The organism is Bradyrhizobium sp. SZCCHNR1053 (genome assembly GCF_032381235.1).
Taxonomy (GTDB): domain Bacteria; phylum Pseudomonadota; class Alphaproteobacteria; order Rhizobiales; family Xanthobacteraceae; genus Bradyrhizobium.
In genome coordinates, this window is record NZ_JAUHJM010000011.1 from 1 (window position 1) to 18569 (window position 18569).

Below are 18569 nucleotides of genomic sequence, written 5' to 3' on the forward strand. Positions count from 1 at the left end.
GGAGACAACACAGCAGTGATCGAATAGTGTCAGGGATCAGCCCGGTCCAAAATGTCAGGGATCAACCCGGTCGGTCACAGACGCTGAATTTCGTTGCGTTCGCCAGCGCGTCAAATGCGCTTGATGCGGTTGCAGCTCTCGCCGGACGCTCTTCGTCCACCCCCCCTCCCGTCATTGCGAGGAGCGAAGCGACGCAGCAATCCAGGACCTAGGAAATGACTCTGGATTTCTTGGCTCGCAATAACGCGGTGGCACCCGCCCGCGGACCTATCGCTCAGCTTTCATATAGAGCGCGACTCGCGGACCCCCACCCCCTCCCCGCAAGGGGGAGGGGAGTTCACCGCCTTCGGTGTGAGTAGCAGACTCCAACTCGCTAACAGAAAAAGGGGTGGGGGCTTCGTCGACATGAGTCGCCGCTCGGCCTGAAGTGGCAGGTCAGGCCGTGGCCGCATGATCGATCGGATGAGCGTCGAAGCGTCAGGGTCGACGTTTCAACCGTGAAGCCCCCACCCGTCCTGGCCGTCAGGCCAGCTCGGATGAGCCGCGTCGCGCGGCTCTGATGTCAGGAAGGGTGAGGCCGTGTGCGGCGGTGACAGTCCTGCTCCGACGTCCGCGGCAGGATTAATCGCGTCGCGTGCATCACGATGTCAGTCATGCTGGGCGATCCCCCTTGTTCGACGGCCGGACGCCGCGAGCCCCCTTGGGTTCCCGCAACCTAAGGGTGCGACTCTTAAGATAAGCCCAATGCGGACGCCGGCATTCCCTTCAAATGCCGCGCAACACGCGAAAAAGCTTCGTATCGACTGTTGCCAGCTCGATCGATTGCGAAGCACGTTCGAGAATCGAACATCATCCACGACACGGTCGTCCGGAGCTCAGCTCGACGTCCGCGCCCAGATGTCTTCGATTGGCACGGGAGGCGTCACACGGAAGATGTCGTCGATGAGCCGGCCGAGCTCGTCGGCGCTCTCGATGATCCGCTCCTCGATCACGTCTCCGTCGCGCGCCTGCCGCTGATAGCGGCGGCTGACCAGCTTGTGACGCACGCCGGGCTCGACACGCTCCATCATCAGCGTATGCGTGGCCGGCACGTTCGGGCTGGTCGACGTATACCAGCTGCCGAGCACATAATCGGCATGGATCTGCGGCACGAGGTCGAACGCATACATCATGCGCCAGCCCGTCGGCTGCTTCGCGCTGACCGTATAGAGCCCGTCCCACGTGCCGATGCGAAACGTTCCCATCGGCGTCTGCTGCTCGGAGCCAACTTCGAGACGAATGGGCGCATCCATCATGCAGATGCCGAAGCCGACATCGACGAGATGCGGATAGCCGTCGACCTTGACCATCAGCATCATGTGCTGGCGCGGCCCGAGCGAATCGGTCGGCGCCGAGCGCCAGCGCACGCGCCCCGTCAGGCCGCTGACCTCAAAGCCGACCGCTTCCAGCACCGCCTGGAACAGCACGTTCTGCTCGAAGCAGTAGCCGCCGCGGCGGCTGAGCACGAGCTTCTGTTGCACCGACGGCAGGTCGACATGGACGGGACGGCCCATCAGCGGATCGAGCGCCTCGAACGGCAGCGCGTCGACATGCGCGGCCTGCAGCGCTGCGAGCGTCGACAGGTCGGGCGCGAGCGGCTCGCGATGGTCGATGCGGGCGAGATAGGAATCCAGTTGAAGCTCACCGGCCATCGTCATGCCTTCCGTCAGCTCTCGATGCGCTTCCAGATCACCTCGACGGGCACCGGAAGCGTGACGCCGAACACCTCCTCGATGACGCTGCGCAGCGCATCGGGCGTTTCGATGATCCGTTCGCTCCGCACCACGCCATCACGCGCCTCGATGACCAGGCGGCGATTGACCAGCTTGTAGCGCGCCTCACGCGTCAACCGCTCCAGGATCAGCATCGAGGTGAACGGCGTCAACGGGCTGGTCGAGGTGAACCAGTTGCCGAGCACGTAGTCGGCGTGGATCTGCGGCGCGAGGTCGAAGACGTACATCGTGCGCCAGCCGGCGGGCTGCTTCGCCGCGAGCCAATAGAGCCCATCGGAGAGCGTCAGGCGAAACGTGCCCATGGCAGTCGGCTGCTCGATGTCGGCAACCATCTGCAACGGCGTATCGAGCAGGCAGGAGCCGAAACCGACATCGGCGAGATGAGGCCCCTCCGGCAGGTCCACCTTCAGCATCATGTGCGTGCGCGGCGTCAGCGGCGCGTCGGCATCGAGCCGCCAGCGCACCCGCGCCGAGAGCGGCGTCACCGCAAAGCCGATCGCCTCCAGCGCCGCCTTCAGCAGCGCATTCTGCTCGAAACAATAGCCGCCGCGACGGCCGTCGACGATCTTGGCCTGGACCGAGGCGAGATCGATGTTCACGGGACGGCCGAGCAGCGGATCCAGGCCCTCGAACGCGATCGCATCGACGTGCGCCGCCTGCAATCCGGCAAGCGTTTCGAGCGTCGGCGCCAGCGGCCCGCGATAGCCGATGCGCACGAGATATTTATCCAGATCGAATGCGCCCGGCATCGGCTCTGCTCCCTGTCTCGGGCGAGCCCATAGCACGACGCCGCCGTGCCCGGCCAGACCGGGACCGCGCACGTGCCCAAGCTCGGCTCATCCCGTCTGCCGGCTCCAGCGCTCGGCAAAACGATGCAGCGGCAGGAAGGTCTCCAACAGCTCGCGCCCCAATGGCGTCAGCTCGTAGCCGCTGTCGCCAAGCACGATGAAGCCCGCCTCGCGCAGCTCGTCCAGCCGCGCCTGCAACACGGTCGGCGAGGCCTCGTCGCAGGCCGCGCGCAGCGCCCGGGAGGTCAGGGCGTCGTCGCGCAGCTCCCAGACGATGCGCAGGCACCAGCGCCGGCCCAACAGATCGAGCAGCGCCATGACCGGCCGGCCCGAGCGCGAGCCGCGCACCCGGCGCGGTTGAACGTCTTTCGGCACGAAAACTCTCCAACAGCTTGCCAAGCGCTACGGAAAGCGTAGCATACTGCTACAGTAAATGTAGCGCCTCACAGGAGGAACCGCCATGCCCCGGATCGCCCCGCTGCAGCCGCCCTACCCGGCCGACATCCAGGCGCAATTCGACCAGATCATGCGCGGGGCGCCGCCCTTGATGCTGTTCCGGGTGATGGCCGGCCATGCGCGCGCCTGGACCAAATTTCGCGGCGGCAGCCTGCTCGACCGCGGCCCGCTGTCCCTGCGTCAGCGCGAAATCGTCATCGATCGGACCTGCGCGCTGAATGCGTGCGAGTACGAATGGGGCGTGCACGTCCGCATCTTCGGCACAGACGCCGGCCTGACGGCGCAACAGATCGACGCCACCGTGAATGCGCCGGCCGACGCGGCGTGCTGGTCGCCCCCCGAACAGGCCCTGATCGCTGCGGTCGATGCCTTGCACCAGCGGTCGACCTTGAGCGAGGACGAATTCACCCGCCTCCGCCTGCATCACGATGAGGATCAGGTGCTGGAAATCATCCTGCTGTGCGGCTTCTATCGCACCGTGTCGTATGTCGCGAACGCACTGCAGCTGCCGCTGGAGGCCGATGCGGCACGATTCAACGCAGGCTGACCGGTCTTCCCAAGCGCGCCGGAGCCGGGCGCCCGCAAACGACGCTTCGAGCTAGGCCACCCCTGCCCGCAGCAGATCGTGCATGTGCAGGATGCCGACCGGCTTGGCGCCGTCGGTGACGATCAGCGTGGTGATCTTGGCGGAGTTCAGGATCTCCAGCGCCTCGGAGGCCAGCGCCTCGCGGCGCACGGTGCGCGGGTTCGCGGTCATGATCTCGTCGACCGATGCGGACAACAGATCGGCACGCATCTTCCGCCGGAGGTCGCCGTCGGTGATGATGCCGGCGACGTGGCCGCGAGCATCGACGATGACGACGCAGCCGAGTCCCTTGGCCGACATCTCGGCCAGCGCATCCGGCATGCCCGTGCCCAGCGGCTTCAGCGGCACCGCGTCGCCCGAGCGCATCAGGTCCGAGATGTGCTTGAGCATGGCGCCGAGCTTGCCGCCCGGATGGAAATTGGCGAATTCGAGCGCGGTGAAGCCGCGGCCTTCCAACAGCGCGATCGCGAGCGCATCGCCGATCGCCGCCTGCATCAGCGTCGAGGTGGTCGGCGCCAGATTGTGCGGACAGGCCTCGCGCGCCTTCGGCAGCTCCAGCACGATGCGCGCCGCCTGCCCCAGCGACGATTGCGCGTTGGAGGTGATCGCGATCAGCGGGATCGCGAAGCGCTTGGTGTAGTTCACCAGCGTCTTCATCTCCGGCTGCTCGCCGGACCACGACAGCGCGATGACGACGTCGTCGGAGGTGATCATGCCGAGATCGCCATGGCCGGCCTCGGCGGAATGGACGAAGAAGGCGGGCGTTCCGGTCGAGGCGAGGGTCGCGGCCATCTTGCGGGCGACGTGGCCGGACTTGCCGAGACCGGTGAGGATCGCTCGGCCCTTGGCCTGGCGGATCAGCTCGACGGCGGCGGCGAAGGCCGGCCCCAGAGGACCGCGCAGTGCAGCGGAGATCGCGGCAATGCCATTGCTGCCGGCGTCGAGCGTGCGCAGCGCCGACTGGATATCTGCGTTTGCGGGAGCGGCTTCGGGCAACGGCTTCGATCTCGGCATACGGACTTCCAAGGCTGAACAGTCAGGCGCCGCTCTTTAGCATGGGTAAGGCAGCAAGGCGCCATCAACAGCCCATTAACCATATTTGTTTTTACTCCCTTAACGAGGCGGTTTGCCGGCGGCGCGGGTGTCCCGACGACGCAATTGATTTTGTTGGAGTATTTTTCATCGTGGGATGGAGGCCTGACAGCGGCCGCGCAGGACGCGCGATAAGGCGCGCGATGTGGCGCGGCGCCTCCGCCGCATGCCTGCTGCTCCGCGCGCTCGGCCCCGATGCGGCCCATTCCCAGACCATCGACGCGTTCCGGCCGGTGCGCGACGGCTTCCTCGCCCCGCAGGACTCCCCGCTGCGGCGGACCGTGGTCAGCGGCCTGACCGATGCCGTACCGACGCCAGGGCTGCCCGCGACGCCTGCGCCGACCAACTCGGCCGCACGACGAAATCTGGTTCCCCTGCCCGGTGTGCCCGCGGCGAGCGGCGCTGCCGAATTCGGCTATGATTCGCTGAACCGCAATCGGAAGAAGCCGAAATACTATCCCGCCCAGGCGCGGCCCAAGCCACCGCCGGGCCCCGGCACGCGACCTTCCGGCGAGCTGACCGGGCAGTTGCGTCCGACTTTGCCGCCGTCGGCCACAGCCAACAGGCAGCCGGTCCCGGCCGCCATGGCGGGCACCGTGCCCGGCCAGCCGCCGCGCAAGCGTCTCAAGATCGACGACGACCCGTTCGGCGCAGTCGGCGATTACGCCGGCCCGTTCCTGATCAAGGGCGCGGTGGAGCTCTCGGCCGGGTATGACAGCAACCCGGCCCGCCTCGCCAGGCCGCGCGGCATGCCGGCTTGGATGATCGCGCCGGAATTTTTGGCGGTGTCGAACTGGGAGCGTCACGCCCTCGTCGCCGACCTGCGGGGCTCCTTCACCGGCTATGGCAGCACCCTGCCGGCTATCATGGATGGCGGCATCAATTCGGCGCCGACCACGCTCGACCGCCCCGACTTCACCGGCCATGTCGACGGCCGCCTCGACGTCAGCCGCGACACCTCGGTCGGCGCCCAGCTGCGGCTGCGTGCCGCGACCGACAATCCCGGCAGTCCCAGCGTGCAGGCCGGATTGGCGCGCTATCCGGTCTACACCACGCTCGGCACCACCGTCGGCATCGACCAGCGCTTCAACCGACTGCAGATTTCGGCGGGCGCCACCGCCGACCGCACCAGCTATCAGCAGAGCAAGCTGACCGACGGCACGATGACGTCGAACGACGACCGCAACTACAACCAGTTCGGCGGCATCGGCCGGGTGTCCTACGAGGTCATGCCCGGCCTGAAGCCGTTCGCGGAGGTGCAGGGCGACAGCCGCGTGCACGACCAGCGGGTCGACCGTTCCGGCTATCAGCGCGACTCCTCGGGCGGCTACGCCAAGGCCGGCACCTCGTTCGAGTTCACCCGGCTTGTGACCGGCGAGGTTTCGCTCGGCTATGCCACGCGCAGCTATGTCGACCCGCGGCTGAACCGGCTGCAGGGCTTCCTCACCACGGCCTCGCTGGTGTGGTCGGCGACGCCGCTGACCACCGCGCGCTTTCTCTCCGACACGCAGCTCGCAGAGACCACGGTGGCCGGCGCCTCCGGCGTGCTGGTGCGCACCTACACGGTGCAGGTCGACCACGACTTCCGGCGCTGGCTGACCGGCATCGGCAAGTTCAGCCTCGGCACGCTCGACTATCAGGGCTACGGCCGCAGCGACCGCACCTATTCGGCCGAAGGCAACCTCGTCTACAAGATGTCGCGGAACGTCTGGGTCAAGGGCACGCTGCGCTACGACAAGCTGGATTCGAACATCACCGGCGCCGGTTCTTCCGGCACGGTCGTGATGCTGGGCGTGCGGTTGCAGAACTGAGCCCTGCTCTCACCGGCGTCATTGCGAGGAGCGAAGCGACGAAGCAATCCAGGGCTTTGGAAACGACTCCGGATTGCTTCGCTCGTTGCCCGCAGGACTACGCCGCGGCCACCGTGAGCTGGGCGCCGTCGGCCTGCACGATGCGGACGCGGCTGCCGGCCGGCGTATCCGGGCCGGCGACGCGCCACACCGTGTCGTCGATGCGGACGGTGCCATTGCCGCCGACGATCGGCTTCTCCAAGGTGAACTCGCGGCCGACCAGGGCCGCCGAGCGGCGGTTGAGGAAGGGATTGTCGCCGGCCGGCTCCGCGCTGGCCCGCGCGAGGCGCCGCCACAGCGGCACGGCGGCGATCGAAAACAGCCCGAACAGCAGGATCTGCAGTTGCCATCCCGGCGCAAACGCAAACGACAGCAGCCCGACCAGCAGCGCCGCGAGGCCGAGCCAGAACAGGAAGATGCCCGGCGCGAGCAGCTCCAGCGCCATCAGGATGATGCCGAAGATCAGCCAGTTCCAGGTGCCGAGCGTCACGAACATGTCGCTCATCAGTGTCCTCCCCTGCGTCAAGCCTGCGGCGGCGTCGGCGGTTTCGGCGCCGTCCCCGCTGACGGCACCGAGCCGCCGCGGCGCGCGGCTGCCACGGCCGAAGCCGCGCTCTCGCCGAACGTCGCCTTGGCGATCTCACCGATGCCGGCGAGCGAGGCCAGCATGCCCGTTGCCTCCAGCGGCAGCATGATCACCTTCTGGTTCGGCGAGTCGGCGAGCTGGCCGAACGCCTTGATGTATTTGTCGGCGATGAAGTAGTTGAGCGCGGCGACGTCGCCCTTGGAGATCGCGTCCGACACCATCTGCGTCGCCTTGGCCTCGGCCTCCGCGGCGCGCTCGCGCGCCTGGGCATCGAGGAAGGCCGACTCGCGGCGGCCCTCGGCCTGCAGGATCTGGCTCTGCTTGGCGCCCTCCGCGCGCAGGATCTCCGACTGCCGCTGGCCCTCGGCCTGCAGGATGTCGGCGCGCTTGACGCGCTCGGCCTTCATCTGCCGGCCCATCGCCTCGACCAGGTCGGCCGGCGGCACGATGTCCTTGATCTCGATGCGGTTGACCTTGAGGCCCCACGGCGACACCGCGGCGTCGACGACGCGCAGCAGCCGCTCGTTGATCTCGTCGCGATGCGACAGCACCTGGTCGAGATCCATCGCGCCCATCACCGAGCGGATGTTGGTCATGGTCAGCGTGACGATCGCCTGGTTGAGGTTCGACACCTCGTAGCTCGCCTTGGCGGCGTCGAACACCTGGTAGAAGGCGACGCCGTCGACCGTCACGGTGGCGTTGTCCTTGGTGATGACCTCCTGCTCGGGGATGTCGATCACCTGCTCCATCATGTTGATCTTGCGCCCGATGCGATCGAAGAAGGGCACGATGATGTTGAGGCCCGGCGACAAGGTGCGGGTGTATTTGCCGAACCGCTCGACGGTCCAGTCGAACCCCTGTGGCACGGTCTTCACGCCGGAATACAACGTGAAGATGACCAGCAGCACCAGCGCTATGGCGAAAATGTCGAAACCGCTCATGGATCCTCCAAGGGAGGAGACGATCGTCCCCTCACCAGCCTCTGCAGCCATCACAATCTAGGGATTACTGCATGATTTTGTCGGGGATCCGCTAGGGGCGGTTCAGGAAAGTATTTTCGAGGCGCGGACGGTCGTCCGACTTGCGCCGGCGGGCGGCTCACCTAGCGGGCCGGCAATACCACCGACGGCTCAGAGCCAGCCCTTTACAACCAGCCCTGCAGCTCGCGCAGCACCAGCTGCCGCAGCACCTCCATGCCGGGCGCGCTGTCGTTCAGGCACGGCACGGCGGAGAATTCCTCGCCGCCATTGTGCTTGAAGATCTCGCAATTCTCGCCGGAGATCTCCTCCAGCGTCTCCAGGCAGTCGGCGGAGAAGCCCGGCATCACCACGGCGATGCGCTTGACGCCGTCCTTGGCGAGCTTCTCGATGGTCTTGTCGGTATAAGGTTGCAGCCACTCCGAGAAGCCGAAGCGCGACTGGAAGGTCAGCAGCAGCTTGGTGTCGTCCATGCCGAGCCGCCTGCGCAGCAGCTCGGTGGTCGCGACGCACTGCTCGCGATAGGGATCGCCCTTGTCGACATATTCCTTCGGCATGCCGTGGAACGAGGCCACGATCAGCTCGGGCTTGTACGCCAGCGTCTTCAGATGATCCTCGATCGAGACCGCCAGCGCCTCGATGTAGAAGTCGTCGTTGTAGTAAGGCGGCGTCACCCGCAGCGTCGGCTGCGCGCGCAGCTCGGTCAGCACGCGGAACGCCTCGTCGCACACGGTCGCCGAGGTCGCGGCTGAATATTGCGGATAGAGCGGCACCACCAGGATGCGGTCGCAGCCCTTGGCCATGAGACCATCGACGCCGGCCTTGATCGACGGATTGCCGTAGCGCATTGCCCAGTCGACGATGACGTGGCTGCGATCGGCGATGCTGGCGGCGAGCTTCTCGCTCTGCGCGCGCGTGATCGTCTTCAGCGGCGATTCGTTCTTCTCGGTGTTCCAGATCGACTGGTAGTCTTTCGCCTTCTTGCGCGGCCGGACATTGAGGATGATCCCGTTGAGGATGATCTTCCACAACAGGCCCTGGTCCTCGATGACGCGGCGGTCGGACAGGAACTCCTTCAGATACACCCGCACGCCGGCGGCGTCCGCCGTATCCGGCGTCCCGAGATTGACCAGCAGCACGCCGACACGTGACGTGCTCGCGGCCGGCAACGGCCTGACGTCGACAGGCCTGGCATTGTCCAGAGAGATGGCGGCGGTCATGATGCCCGTGACTGCTGAAGGGCGTGGCTTGGCGGCTTGTTTCGACGTTGTCAAGATAAGGGCCATTTCACCGATGTCATCGGACTGGAGGAGCCATGACGATTGCCGAATTGTGCATTTTCGCCAGCGTGATGCTCTACCTCTTAACGATCCTGCCGGCGAAATGGATCAGCGTCGACGGTGCCGGGCGCTATGACAACGCCCGGCCACGAGATCCCGCCTTCTATGCCGGCGGCATCCGCGAGCGGGCGCTGGGCGCCCATCAGAACGGCATCGAGGCGTTCCCGTTCTTTGCCGCGGCGGTGCTGCTGGCCGAGTTCCGCGGCGCGCCGCAGAACTTGATCAACGAGCTGTCGGTGCTGTTCGTGATCGTGCGCACCGCCTATGTGCTGACTTACGTCGGCAACCGGCCGTCGCTGCGCTCGATCCTGTGGGCGATCGGGTTTCTGATCACCGTCGCGATCTTCTTCCTGCCCCTGCTGCGCCAATACCTGCCGGTTTGAGTGGGCCGGTTTCCGGACGTGAGACGCGTCACATCGCCGTGTCCGCCGGGATGCTAACCACAACGGCCATGGGGGCTCCGTCTGTACGCCTTTCGTTTCTCCTTTGATCCGGTCCGCTGCGGCCAGTTGATTGGATTTGACGGCGAAATTCCCTATAGGGCGGAGTGAATTCGACTGCCGCAGCGGCACTGTGAGGCCGCCAGAGGGATCGTGATGACTTTGACCAGCTCGGCCCCCGCGCGCGCGCCGCGCGACCCGGGAAATTACCAGACCGCCCTGCAATCGACGGTGCGGGCGGCAGCGGACTGGCTGATCGCCAACCAGAAGCCCGACGGTCATTGGGTCGGCCGCGCCGAATCCAACGCCTGCATGGAGGCGCAATGGTGCCTGGCGCTGTGGTTCATGGGGCTCGAGGAGCATCCGCTGCGCAAGCGCCTGGGCCAGTCGCTGCTCGACAGCCAGCGCCCGGACGGCGCCTGGCAGGTCTATTTCGGCGCCCCCAATGGTGACATCAACGCGACCGTCGAGGCCTATGCCGCGCTGCGCTCGCTCGGCTTCCGCGACGACGAGCCGCCGGTGCGCCGCGCCCGCGAATGGATCGAGGCCAAGGGGGGCTTGCGCAACATTCGCGTCTTCACGCGCTATTGGCTGGCGCTGATCGGCGAATGGCCGTGGGAGAAGACCCCCAACATCCCGCCCGAGGTGATCTGGTTTCCGCTCTGGTTTCCGTTCTCGATCTACAACTTCGCGCAATGGGCGCGCGCCACCCTGATGCCGATCGCGGTGCTGTCGGCGCGGCGGCCGAGCCGGCCGCTGCCGCCCGAGAACCGGCTGGACGCGCTGTTTCCGCATGGGCGCAACGCGTTCGACTACGAGCTGCCGGTGAAGGCCAATGCCGGCGGCTGGGACAAGTTCTTCCGCGGCGCCGACAAGGTGCTGCATGCCCTGCAGAACCTCGGCAACAAGCTCAATCTCGGCCTGTTCCGGCCCGCGGCCACCAGCCGCGTGCTGGAATGGATGATCCGCCACCAGGATTTCGACGGCGCCTGGGGCGGCATCCAGCCGCCCTGGATCTACGGCCTGATGGCGCTCTACGCCGAGGGCTATCCGCTCAATCACCCCGTTCTCGCCAAGGGCCTCGATGCCCTGAACGATCCCGGCTGGCGGGTCGATGTCGGCGACGCCACCTACATCCAGGCCACCAACAGCCCGGTGTGGGACACGATCCTGACCCTGCTCGCCTTCGACGATGCCGGCGTGCTCGGCGACTACCCCGAAGCCGTCGACAAGGCGGTCAATTGGGTGCTCGACCGCCAGGTCCGCGTGCCCGGCGACTGGTCGATGAAGCTGCCGCACGTCAAGCCCGGCGGCTGGGCGTTCGAATACGCCAACAACTACTATCCCGACACGGACGACACCGCCGTGGCGCTGATCGCGCTGGCGCCGCTGCGCCATAATCCCAAATGGCAGGCCAAGGGCATCGACGAGTCCATCCAGCTCGGCGTCGACTGGCTGATCGGCATGCAGAGCCAGGGCGGCGGCTGGGGCGCCTTCGACAAGGACAACAACCAGCAGATCCTGACCAAGATTCCGTTCTGCGACTACGGCGAGGCGCTCGATCCCCAGTCGGTCGACGTCACCGCCCACATCGTCGAGGCTTTCGGCAAGCTCGGCATCTCGCGCAATCATCCGGCCATGGTGCGCGCGCTCGACTACATCCGACGGGAGCAGGAGCCGAGCGGCCCGTGGTTCGGCCGCTGGGGCGTCAACTACGTCTACGGCACCGGCGCGGTGCTGCCGGCGCTGGCCGCGATCGGCGAGGACATGACGCAACCCTATATCGGCCGCGCTTGCGACTGGCTCGTCGCGCATCAGCAGCCGGACGGCGGCTGGGGCGAAAGCTGCGCCTCCTACATGGATGTCAGCGCGGTCGGCCGCGGCACCACCACGGCGTCGCAGACCGCCTGGGCGCTGATGGCGCTGCTCGCCGTCAACCGCCCTGAGGACAAGGAGGCGATCGAGCGCGGCTGCATGTGGCTGGTCGAGCGCCAGTCGGCCGGCACCTGGGACGAGCCGGAATTCACCGGCACCGGCTTCCCCGGCTATGGCGTCGGCCAGACCATTAAGCTGACCGATCCCTCTTTGCAGGAGCGGCTGATGCAGGGCCCGGAGCTGTCCCGCGCCTTCATGCTCCGCTACGGCATGTACCGTCACTACTTCCCACTGATGGCCTTGGGCCGCGCGCTGCGGCCGCAGGGGCATGGCAACACTGCAGCTACGCCTTCGCCGCCGTCCCGGCCTCGTTGACGATGGAGCCTGGCATGAGCGTTACGAACGATCGTGCCAGCCCGGCGCGTCGAAGCGCTGAAGCCAATTCTCTGGGAGATTCATCGTAACCTTCGTCGGTCAGACGAACGTACCCCAGTGATGACCAACCGCTTGCCGCGCGCCGCACAGCCGGAACGCTTCGACCGCCTCGGCCGGGTTCATGTGTTGGTCTTTCATGAACCAGCGCGGCGCGTAGGCGCCCACGGGCAGCAATGCCAACCGCAACTGCGGATGCGCCCGGGCCACCTCTCTGAAGGTGCTTCCGTCACCGAAGCCCGTGTCGCCTACGAAGTAGATACCCCCACCCGGCGCCTCAATCATACAGAGACGACGCTCGCGCGACGTTCGCCCCGATGGGCGGACGAACTGGCGAGCTTGGACTCAGGCTGCCGCATCGCGGCCAACCCTTCGTCCATGGTGATCCGGGGCGCATAGCCCAGCTCGGTCTGAGCCTTGCGGGTGCTGATAGTGAACGGCTTGCCGATAAGGCGCAGCATCTGGCGCGTGATCGGCGGCTCGCCCTTGAGGCGCATTGCACGCCACGCTGCCCCCATGAGGCCGGCCATGGTCCAGGCTATTCCGAAACGAACGGACTTGTCCGCAGCAGTTATCCCACGAGTGGCAAGCAGAGACGAGATGAAGCTTTTCAAGGTGCTCTGCTCGGCATCGGCGATGAAATACGCTTCGCCCCCCCGGCCTCGATCTGCGGCGAGAATCAGCGCGTCGCACAAATTATCGACATGGCAGCTCGACATGGCCTGCGTGCCTCCAGCGACCCACCGCCACCGGCCTGCGTTCACGGTCTCTACCATGTGATCGAGAGTTGGCATTTTGCCTCCCCAGATAAATGGCGGCCGCAGCGCGATGGTCTCCAGGCCGGGACGCATGCCATTAGCTGCCAGCAACACGCGCTCGCCTTCGGCCTTCGAAGATCCGTAGGGCGAGAAGGCACGGACCTGCAGCGGCAGGCTCTCGTCGACATTCAACATCGGTTCGGGATCGCCCATGACCACGGCCGCAGCGCTCACCGCAACCAGGCGGCGCACGCTCGCCGTCGCTGCGGCCGCGTTCACGACGGCGCGCGTGCCCTCGACGTTGATCCGGTCGAAAATCTCCTGGTTGCCCCAAAGCTTGAAGTGCGCGGCGACATGAAACACGACCTCGCATCCTGTCATCGCCTTTCGCAACGCTTGTTCGTCGTTGAGTTCGCCGCGTACGGGCGTTGCTCCGAGTGTCTTGACTTGCGCCTCGCTCTCCGCGCTTCGGGCCAGCGCCCGCACCTGCCATCCCCCCACGAGGAGATGCGTAATCAGGCGGCCGCCAACAAAGCCGGAGCCACCAGTCACGAGAGCGACGCGGCGCTGGTCGGATGGCGTGGCGGGAGCAGTCATGGCGAACCTCCTTGAGCTGGATGACCCAACCTTGTGGCCGCCCCGTTCAAAAGTCAACGAACATATTTCATATTATGTTCGTTTGCATGAACCGGAGAGTTCTAGTATCCTTTCTGAACGATGGAATCGAAGACATCCATGCCCGCAACCCCTTCTCCTACCGAGGAAACTTCGTTTCGGGCGCAGATCCTCGACACCGCGCGCGCCCAAGTGCGCCGCCATGGTGAGGCCAAGACCAACGTGGTCGACATCGCCCGCGCTCTCGGCACTTCGCACACGACGATCTATCGCCACTTCCGCTCCAAGGCGGACATTTTCGATGCCCTGGTCGTCGAGGCGATGCGTGATGAGGAGGAGATGGCAAGCCGCTTCGTCGAGGCGGAAGGACCTTTCGCGGAGCGTCTGGAGGGCATGGTGCTCGCGCTGCATGCCCGCAAGCGGGAGCGGTTCACTGCGGATGCCGAGGTTTACGGCCTATACCGCCGAATTGTGGACGAGCGGCCGGACATCATCGCCGCTTACTCACGAGCAATGACTGCTCTTATCGCCCGCATTCTGGCTGATGCAAAGAAGCGCCGCGAGATTCGAGTTGATGATATCGAGGCTGCCGCGGGCGTTGTGCGCGACGCAGTCACCGTGTTTGTCCACCCCGCTCATGTGGCAGCCGCCGTCGCGGCCAATCTGCCGAGCGAAAAAATGGCCCGCAACGTCGTGCGCACGCTTTGCGCCGGCTTCCGCGCCGGAGCCGAATTGACTTAAAGCAGACCCTCGCGTGGGGCGTGTGTCGAACAGGCGCTGGCTTCTATGGCCTTTGACAATGCCGAGGTGGGCTTCTGCCCTGGGGACTACCTCCAATCGCCTATCAAAACTCGCGGCGGAAGGTATGGGTCCCGAGTCGGCGCCACGACCGCGCTATCGCGCGCTCGTGGCTCGCCCGGGACGACACAATTGTTGCTGCGCGATCGCGGCCAACCGTCATCGCTGTCATGCCTCGCGCATGCGGGGCATCCAGCACGCAGTGACCAAGGCGTGGCCAGGAGCGGAGCCCGCGCCGATCAGAAGCAGGTCGTGCGTTCCGCCGCGATGTAGCCCAGCAACAAGCCCGCGCCGAACAGCAGTACCAGACCGGCGGCGCCGAATTCCAGGCCGCGCATGATCAGGGCGCCGCCGCCCTCGCGGCCGGCGCTGAGCCGGCGGGCGACGTCCTTGGCGGCGACGGCGAGCACAGCGATGGTCGCGACGGTCACCGCCGTGCCCATGCCCATCACGAAGGTCGCGGCGACGCCGGCCCAGAACATGCCCTGGGCCAGGGCGAACACCAGAACAAGGATCGCGCCCGAGCACGGGCGGATGCCGGCGGCGAAGATCGCCTGAAAGCCGCGCTGCCAGCCGCCGGGACCGGCGAGCTCGCTCGGCGCGGGCCCGTGGGAATGGCCGCAACCGCAATCATCGCCATGGACGTGATCGTGGTGGGCATGAGCCGCCGCATGCGCATGATCGTGGTGATGATGATCGTGGCCGTGGTGGTCGTGGTCATGATGGTGATCGTGACCGTGACCGTGATGCTCACGATGCTGGTGATCATGCGCGTGGCCATGATCATGGGCTGACGGCGCCACGGCAGCCGCGGGCGCACCGGCCAGCGCCAGAGCCGGCGCCGCCGGCTGCCAGGTGCGCAGGAACGCCGCGCCCTTGACCCAGACCAGGCGCGCGCCGAGCAGCGCGATCAGGCCGTAGCTCGCGATCTCCACCACCTTTTCGGCGCTGCACATCGTGGCCGCGGTGGCATTGAGCACCACCGCACCGATGCCGACGATGACGACCGCGACCAGCGCCTGCATCAGGCCCGAGGCGAACGACAGCACGATGCCGCGCTTCGCCGTTTCCTGGTTGGCGACGAGATAGGACGCGATCACCGCCTTGCCGTGGCCGGGGCCCGCAGCATGAAAGATGCCGTAGGCAAACGAGATCGCGAGCAGCCACCACACCGCCGAGCCATCTTGCTTGGCCGAGCGGATCGCCCCCGACATCTGGCGGTAGAACTCCGACTGCTTGGCGAGCAGCCAGCCGACGATGCCGCCGACCTGTGGCTCGGCCGGTGCGCCGAACGGCGGCTTGGCGAGCAGCGCATGCGAGGCGGCGTCGGCGGCCAAGAGCGCGGAAATGAGCGCAACGAGGATCGCGACGCAGGTCAGGAGCGGTCGAGCGGAGCTGGGGCGAGGCGTCATGGACATTCCACTGAGATCTTGTTGGCGAAGTTCATTCCGAAATTGGCGTTCGCCCCGCCGCTCAGGAATGTCTGTTCGTTCATGGTCTGCGCGACGGATCCGCCGTCGCTCGGTCTCACCAGGCCGAACTTGCAGCCCGAGGGAGCGCTGACCAGCGTGACGGGATCCTTCTCCGCCATCTGGAAATCGATGAAATAGCTGGGATCGTAGACCTCGACCTGGAGCTGCTTCGTCTTCACCGGCGCCTTCAGCGGCAGGGTGAAGTGCAGGGTCAGCTTGGTGTCCTTGTATTCGAGGTAATAGTCGACGGGGTCCTCGAGCTTCTGCTTGCGCCCGTCGGCCTTGAGGAAGGTGAAGTAGGCATATTCCTTCAGCGACTCGGCGTTGGTCTGCGCCAGCGGCGCCAGCTCCTCGCGGGTGTAGACGCCCTTCTGCTTGGTCTCGAGGCCCTGCAGCGCGTAGGTCGCGAACATGTCGTCGAAGGTCCAGGCGTGGCGCACGCCGGTCACCGAGCCATCGGCCGCATAGAGCAGCTCGCTGGTCGCGGTGACCCAGACATGCGGGTGGGCGTTCGCCGCGCTCGCGCCGAATACGAGCGTCAGCGCAGCGAGGACGAACCGGACCAGTGCCATCCTCTTCACCTCAAGCCGCCTTGGCAACGTCGAGCAGACCGCGCCGGCGCAGCAGCGCGTCGGGCTCGGGCTCGCGGCCGCGGAAGGCGATGTAGGCCGCTTCCGGATCGAGCGAGCCGCCCGAGGCGTAGACATTGTCGTGGAGCCGCTTGGCGACCGTCGGATCGAAGATGTTGCCGGCTTCCTCGAAGGCGCCGAAGGCATCCGCATCCATCACCTCCGACCACATGTAGCTGTAATAGCCCGCCGCATAATGGTCTCCCGAGAAGATATGGCCGAATTGAGTCGGCCTGTGGCGCAGCGCGATTTCGGGCGGCATGCCGATCTTCTCCATCTCCGCCCGCTCGAACGCACGCACGTCCTTCGACGCCGCCGCCGGCTGGGTGTGGAATTCGAGATCGATCAGCGCCGAGGACACGAACTCGACGGTGGCAAAGCCCTGGTTGAAGCGGCGCGCGGCCAGGAAGCGCTCGAGCAGGTCCTGCGGCAGCGGCTCGCCCGTCTGGTAGTGGCGCGCGAAGGTCTGCAGCACCTCGGGACGCTCCTGCCAGTGCTCGTAGAGCTGCGACGGCAGCTCGACGAAATCGGTGAAAACCGCAGTGCCCGATAGCGAGGGATAGGTCACGTTGGACAGGATGCCGTGCAGGCCGTGGCCGAACTCGTGGAACAAGGTGCGGGCATCGTCCGGCGACAGCAGCGACGGCTGGCCGTCGGCCCCCTTGGCGAAGTTGCAGACGTTGATGATCAAGGGCGCGGTGTCGCCATCGAGCTTCTGCTGGTCGCGCAGCGAGGTCATCCAGGCGCCGGAGCGCTTCGACGAGCGGGCAAAGTAGTCGCCATAGAACAGCGCCTTGTGGCGGCCTTGCGCGTCCTTGATCTCCCAGACCCGGACGTCCGGATGCCAGACTGGGATGTCCTTGCGCTCGGCGAAGGTGATGCCGAACAGCCGCGTGGCGCAGTCGAAGGCGGCTGCGATCATGTTGTCGAGCGAAAGATACGGCTTGATCGCCGCGTCGTCGAAGTTGGCCTTCGCCTGGCGCAGCTTCTCGGCGTAATAGCGCCAGTCCCAAGCCGCGAGCTTGAAGTTGCCGCCCTCCGCCGTGATCATCTCCTGCAGCTGATCGCGGTCGGCCAGCGCCTTGGCGCGCGCCGGCTTCCAGACGCGCTCCAGCAGCCCGCGCACGGCCTCCGGCGTCTTCGCCATGGAATCCTCGAGGCGATAGGCGGCGAAGTTCGGAAAGCCCATGATCTTGGCGGCCTGCTCGCGCAAGGACAGGATCTCGCCGATGACGGCGTTGTTGTCGTTGACGTTGCCATTGTCGCCGCGCGCGGTGAAGGCCTTGAACACCTTCTCGCGCAGGTCGCGGCGGGCAGAGCTCTGCAGGAACGGCTCGACCGAGGAGCGTGACAGGTTCACGATCGCCTTTCCGGGCATGCCGCGCTCGTCCGCCGCTGCCTTGGCGGCAGCCACGAAGCTCTCGGACAGGCCGGCACGGTCGTCCTCGCCGAGCTCGAGGTACCAGTCCTGCTCGTCGCCGAGCACATGGTGGCTGAAGGTGGTGCCGAGCTGGGCGAGCTTCTCGTTGATCTCGGCCATCCGCACCTTGTCATCGTCCGAGAGGCCGGCGCCGGCACGGCGGAAGCGGGTGTAGGTGCGCTCCAGGAGCCGCTGCTCCTCACCGGTGAGCTTGAGGTCCTTGCGGTTGTCGTAGAGCAGCGCGATGCGGCCAAACAGCACGGCATTCATCATGATCGGGTTCCAGTGCCGCGCCATCCGCAGCGACACGTCCTTGTCGATCTCCAGAATCGCCGGGTTGGAATGCGCCGACACCAGATCGTAGAACACCGCCGCGACCTTCGACAGCAGCTTGCCCGACCGCTCCAGCGCCGTGATGGTGTTGGCGAAGTCCGGCTCGGCCGGATCATGGGTAATCGCGGTGATTTCGGCGGCGTGGTCGGCGAAGGCGCGCTCGAAGGCCGGCAGGAAGTGCTCGGGTTTGATCGCGTCGAAGGGCGGTGTCTGGTGCGGGGTCTCCCAGGCCACGAGCAGCGGATTGGTCTGGGCGTCGATCACAGCGGTGGTGTCTGACATCGGCTGGGGTCCGTCCTCTCCCGGAAGTTCGATGCGCCCCTCATACCACGGAGCCGGCTCTTTTTGGG

The 18569-nt window shown here is 66.2% G+C and carries 17 protein-coding genes; 5 read left to right on the top strand and 12 right to left on the bottom strand.

Going from position 1 to position 18569, the window contains the following annotated elements:
* Positions 1 to 875: 875 nt before the first annotated feature.
* The 3 genes from QX051_RS22615 to QX051_RS22625 form a co-directional block, all read right to left on the bottom strand.
* Positions 876 to 1691 carry an arylamine N-acetyltransferase family protein gene (locus tag QX051_RS22615; RefSeq protein WP_315777650.1) on the bottom strand — a complete coding sequence of 272 codons (816 nt, stop codon included), beginning with the start codon at positions 1689 to 1691 and terminating at the stop codon, positions 876 to 878.
* Positions 1692 to 1705: 14 nt separating this feature from the next.
* Positions 1706 to 2521, bottom strand: coding sequence for an arylamine N-acetyltransferase (locus QX051_RS22620; protein WP_315777651.1), 816 nt, complete (start codon positions 2519 to 2521; stop codon positions 1706 to 1708).
* 87 nt (positions 2522 to 2608) lie between these two features.
* Positions 2609 to 2878, bottom strand: a complete 270-nt coding sequence (locus tag QX051_RS22625) for a winged helix-turn-helix transcriptional regulator (protein ID WP_315716709.1) — start codon at positions 2876 to 2878, stop codon at positions 2609 to 2611.
* Between the two features lie 142 nt (positions 2879 to 3020).
* Here QX051_RS22625 and QX051_RS22630 point away from each other — a divergent pair, with 142 nt between their 5' ends.
* Positions 3021 to 3563 (top strand): carboxymuconolactone decarboxylase family protein, encoded by a 543-nt coding sequence (locus QX051_RS22630; protein WP_315777652.1) that lies wholly within the window; start codon positions 3021 to 3023, stop codon positions 3561 to 3563.
* Positions 3564 to 3614: 51 nt separating this feature from the next.
* Here the strand turns inward: QX051_RS22630 and QX051_RS22635 are convergent, their stop codons facing one another.
* Positions 3615 to 4616: a KpsF/GutQ family sugar-phosphate isomerase gene (locus tag QX051_RS22635; RefSeq protein ID WP_315777653.1), complete on the bottom strand. Its 1002-nt coding sequence runs from the start codon at positions 4614 to 4616 to the stop codon at positions 3615 to 3617.
* A 170-nt stretch (positions 4617 to 4786) separates the two neighbouring features.
* Between QX051_RS22635 and QX051_RS22640 the strand changes: the two genes are divergently transcribed.
* Positions 4787 to 6505, top strand: coding sequence for an outer membrane beta-barrel protein (locus tag QX051_RS22640; RefSeq protein ID WP_409998126.1), 1719 nt, complete (start codon positions 4787 to 4789; stop codon positions 6503 to 6505).
* 97 nt (positions 6506 to 6602) lie between these two features.
* Here the strand turns inward: QX051_RS22640 and QX051_RS22645 are convergent, their stop codons facing one another.
* From QX051_RS22645 to hemH, 3 genes are all read right to left on the bottom strand, one after another.
* The gene (locus QX051_RS22645; RefSeq protein ID WP_315777655.1) at positions 6603 to 7049 is read right to left on the bottom strand and encodes an NfeD family protein; all 447 of its coding nucleotides are present in this window, start codon (positions 7047 to 7049) and stop codon (positions 6603 to 6605) included.
* Positions 7050 to 7066: 17 nt separating this feature from the next.
* A complete protein-coding gene (locus QX051_RS22650; protein WP_315716547.1) occupies positions 7067 to 8071 on the bottom strand; it encodes an SPFH domain-containing protein in 1005 nt (334 codons plus the stop codon).
* Positions 8072 to 8274: 203 nt separating this feature from the next.
* Complete coding sequence (gene hemH, locus QX051_RS22655; RefSeq protein WP_315777656.1) at positions 8275 to 9327, bottom strand: ferrochelatase; 1053 nt, start codon at positions 9325 to 9327, stop codon at positions 8275 to 8277.
* A gap of 95 nt (positions 9328 to 9422) precedes the next feature.
* Here hemH and QX051_RS22660 point away from each other — a divergent pair, with 95 nt between their 5' ends.
* Both QX051_RS22660 and shc read left to right on the top strand, forming a co-directional pair.
* Positions 9423 to 9830 carry an MAPEG family protein gene (locus tag QX051_RS22660; protein WP_315736460.1) on the top strand — a complete coding sequence of 136 codons (408 nt, stop codon included), beginning with the start codon at positions 9423 to 9425 and terminating at the stop codon, positions 9828 to 9830.
* A 213-nt stretch (positions 9831 to 10043) separates the two neighbouring features.
* On the top strand, positions 10044 to 12137 hold the full coding sequence (gene shc / locus QX051_RS22665) for a squalene--hopene cyclase (protein ID WP_315777657.1): 2094 nt from the start codon (positions 10044 to 10046) through the stop codon (positions 12135 to 12137).
* Between the two features lie 99 nt (positions 12138 to 12236).
* Here shc and QX051_RS29505 read toward each other — a convergent pair whose 3' ends face one another.
* Positions 12237 to 12479 (bottom strand): MBL fold metallo-hydrolase, encoded by a 243-nt coding sequence (locus QX051_RS29505; protein ID WP_409998127.1) that lies wholly within the window; start codon positions 12477 to 12479, stop codon positions 12237 to 12239.
* A complete protein-coding gene (locus QX051_RS22675) occupies positions 12476 to 13549 on the bottom strand; it encodes an NAD-dependent epimerase/dehydratase family protein (RefSeq protein WP_315777658.1) in 1074 nt (357 codons plus the stop codon). The genes QX051_RS29505 and QX051_RS22675 overlap by 4 nt, the downstream gene beginning before the upstream one ends.
* 138 nt (positions 13550 to 13687) lie before the next feature.
* Between QX051_RS22675 and QX051_RS22680 the strand changes: the two genes are divergently transcribed.
* Entirely contained in the window at positions 13688 to 14308 is a 621-nt protein-coding gene (locus QX051_RS22680; protein WP_315777659.1) for a TetR/AcrR family transcriptional regulator, read from the top strand.
* Positions 14309 to 14604: 296 nt separating this feature from the next.
* On the opposite strand, the gene QX051_RS22685 is transcribed toward QX051_RS22680, so the two are convergent.
* The 3 genes from QX051_RS22685 to QX051_RS22695 are packed head-to-tail and all read right to left on the bottom strand — an operon-like array spanning position 14605 to position 18501.
* Positions 14605 to 15777, bottom strand: a complete 1173-nt coding sequence (locus tag QX051_RS22685; RefSeq protein WP_315777660.1) for a nickel/cobalt transporter — start codon at positions 15775 to 15777, stop codon at positions 14605 to 14607.
* Positions 15774 to 16409 (bottom strand): DUF1007 family protein, encoded by a 636-nt coding sequence (locus tag QX051_RS22690; RefSeq protein WP_315759461.1) that lies wholly within the window; start codon positions 16407 to 16409, stop codon positions 15774 to 15776. Before QX051_RS22690 ends, QX051_RS22685 begins: the two co-directional genes overlap by 4 nt.
* Positions 16410 to 16419: 10 nt before the next feature.
* Positions 16420 to 18501: a M3 family metallopeptidase gene (locus tag QX051_RS22695; RefSeq protein WP_315777661.1), complete on the bottom strand. Its 2082-nt coding sequence runs from the start codon at positions 18499 to 18501 to the stop codon at positions 16420 to 16422.
* Between the last annotated feature and the right edge of the window lie 68 nt (positions 18502 to 18569).

Bases quoted from the DNA above. Each gene is read 5' to 3' on its own strand.
- QX051_RS22615 (WP_315777650.1), bottom strand. From the start codon at position 1,691: ATGGCCGGTGAGCTTCAACTGGATTCCTATCTCGCCCGCATCGACCAT.
- QX051_RS22620 (WP_315777651.1), bottom strand. From the start codon at position 2,521: ATGCCGGGCGCATTCGATCTGGATAAATATCTCGTGCGCATCGGCTAT.
- QX051_RS22625 (WP_315716709.1), bottom strand. From the start codon at position 2,878: ATGGCGCTGCTCGATCTGTTGGGCCGGCGCTGGTGCCTGCGCATCGTC.
- QX051_RS22630 (WP_315777652.1), top strand. From the start codon at position 3,021: ATGCCCCGGATCGCCCCGCTGCAGCCGCCCTACCCGGCCGACATCCAG.
- QX051_RS22635 (WP_315777653.1), bottom strand. From the start codon at position 4,616: ATGCCGAGATCGAAGCCGTTGCCCGAAGCCGCTCCCGCAAACGCAGAT.
- QX051_RS22645 (WP_315777655.1), bottom strand. From the start codon at position 7,049: ATGAGCGACATGTTCGTGACGCTCGGCACCTGGAACTGGCTGATCTTC.
- QX051_RS22650 (WP_315716547.1), bottom strand. From the start codon at position 8,071: ATGAGCGGTTTCGACATTTTCGCCATAGCGCTGGTGCTGCTGGTCATC.
- hemH (WP_315777656.1), bottom strand. From the start codon at position 9,327: ATGACCGCCGCCATCTCTCTGGACAATGCCAGGCCTGTCGACGTCAGG.
- QX051_RS22660 (WP_315736460.1), top strand. From the start codon at position 9,423: ATGACGATTGCCGAATTGTGCATTTTCGCCAGCGTGATGCTCTACCTC.
- shc (WP_315777657.1), top strand. From the start codon at position 10,044: ATGACTTTGACCAGCTCGGCCCCCGCGCGCGCGCCGCGCGACCCGGGA.
- QX051_RS29505 (WP_409998127.1), bottom strand. From the start codon at position 12,479: ATGATTGAGGCGCCGGGTGGGGGTATCTACTTCGTAGGCGACACGGGC.
- QX051_RS22675 (WP_315777658.1), bottom strand. From the start codon at position 13,549: ATGACTGCTCCCGCCACGCCATCCGACCAGCGCCGCGTCGCTCTCGTG.
- QX051_RS22680 (WP_315777659.1), top strand. From the start codon at position 13,688: ATGCCCGCAACCCCTTCTCCTACCGAGGAAACTTCGTTTCGGGCGCAG.
- QX051_RS22685 (WP_315777660.1), bottom strand. From the start codon at position 15,777: ATGACGCCTCGCCCCAGCTCCGCTCGACCGCTCCTGACCTGCGTCGCG.
- QX051_RS22690 (WP_315759461.1), bottom strand. From the start codon at position 16,409: ATGGCACTGGTCCGGTTCGTCCTCGCTGCGCTGACGCTCGTATTCGGC.
- QX051_RS22695 (WP_315777661.1), bottom strand. From the start codon at position 18,501: ATGTCAGACACCACCGCTGTGATCGACGCCCAGACCAATCCGCTGCTC.